The 1,831-nt window shown below is 53.7% G+C and carries 1 protein-coding gene and 1 pseudogene; both read left to right on the forward strand.

Translation table 11 applies throughout. The features are described 5' to 3' along the window. Window positions 1-720 (forward strand): phosphopantetheine-binding protein (locus tag H1B37_RS32675; protein ID WP_182871464.1); only part of this gene is annotated, 720 nt, incomplete at its 5' end. 709 nt (window positions 721-1,429) lie between these two features. Further along, window positions 1,430-1,831: pseudogene (locus H1B37_RS32680) on the forward strand (hypothetical protein); the annotation flags it as partial.

A 1,831-nucleotide genomic window follows, 5' to 3' on the forward strand; every position in this document is an offset into this window, starting at 1 on the left:
TGCACGACGAGCGGCGAAATCCGCGTTTTTGAAGTGGTAAGTCTTTTGTCGCCGCCGCGTGATCCTAATCGTTCTGCCACATTTACCATGAAACACTTCGTTTCAGCTCTGCTTTGCGTTTATGTCGTCGGCTGCGGGTCAACGCATGTCGCCTCGCTTGACACGCCGGAAACCCCAATGCTCGACGAAATTGCGGTTGTGATTGCTTCGCATCTCAACAAGTCGGTCCACGAGATCAGTCCTGATTTAACGTTCGCCGAGCTTGGTGCCGACGATCTCGACCTCGTTGAAATCACAATGGATGTGGAAGACCAACTCAACCTCGTGATTCGTGACGATGCACTTGTCGCCAAAACCGGGTCAGCGTCCGCTAACGATTTGTGTTCCAGGCTTACAGTTCGGGGATTTGCTGAGGTTGCGTCAACAGCACCCCAACCGGAATCGACAAACTCGTTGCATCCCGACGCAGCCGAAAGTGGCGTTTTGCGGAATATGCAAGTCGGATTGTACGGGCAGTTGAGTGCATTACCTAACCCAGATGCACTTGAGCTGGTCTTCATTCCAAGTTTCGAGGACGTTCGGCGTTTCAAAGAAGAAGAGGAAGGGCGTTCTTTAACCAAAACCGAAGTTGATGACCTTCGGGCATCGTCAGTCGTTACCGCCCTGCCGCCAGAGATGGCGGCGAAGATGCGGCGGAGCAATTCAGCACAGCCTCAGTAGGGCAGAACCATGAGTTGGACACGGAGGCCTCGAACCGCTCTTGGGCAGTGGTTGCTCTTCCGCTCGGCCCCGGTCAACCCTGCCGTTCGTCATAAACCAAACGGCTCGTGGCTCAGCTACGGGTTCATTCCAAGCTTTGGTGAGTAGAAAGAGGTGACATTCACACTTAGGAACGCATTCACCATCGTGACACTCTCGGCATTGGTCTGCGCCCTCATCATATGGATGCCGCCTGTCGGCCTGTTCGTTGCGTCATTTTTGCCGTTAATTTGCTTACTGATTTCGCGCAGATCCAAAGCGGATTCTCGCAAGACGCGAGCGATTTGGTGTTTGGGGTTCCTGCTAGCAACAGTTCCAATTTACGTAGCCTCGGTTGGGCCCGCGTGCTACGTGATTGTACGCGCACCGGTCCATCCGCCATCTTTTCCGATGAATCTCTTGCTCAACAACTTCGAGACAATTTATGCGCCGCTCGATGTGATTTTGCTCCGAGAACAGCGTGGGATCGGACTTAATTGGTACATGAGCGAATGGGGGGCTCTGGAGGAAGAAGTATATCGGTGACTTGAGTGGCGGCGGCGCACCAATCCCGATACGACGAACCCGACGATGCACGTGAGCCGCCTAGTTAAGTTATTGAAATGGTGAGTCGTTCGCGGCGACCACGTGATCGTAAACGTTCGCCTACGGAGATAATTCGACTGGTTGCATGAACGATACGACGCAGGCCGAACCACTCGTGGAGATCATACCGGACGACCTGTTCGCACTGTGGAAACAGGGACCACTCATGCTAGCAACACGGGCGAGGCTTCCAATTGTCGAACTCCGCAACCGAATACTGACACTTCGCTGGTGCCACGACGTGATTTCTGCAGATGTTTCGGACTGTCACTTCCGTGTCGGCAGGCCATGGAAAATGAAGCACAATGCAAGATCCGCTCGCCCAATACTTCCCTTCGGCGACCACGATCTGATACTGATCGATTTTCCGCCGCTCTATCGCGGGTTCTTCACCGGCAGAGTGCATTCGTACAACACGGCTCCGGTGGGCTATAATGAAGCTTCACTTCAAACTTGGAAACGTGCTCTGGCTGCATTGATCGGCGAA

The organism is Stieleria mannarensis, from assembly GCF_014154935.1.
GTDB lineage: Bacteria > Planctomycetota > Planctomycetia > Pirellulales > Pirellulaceae > Stieleria > Stieleria mannarensis.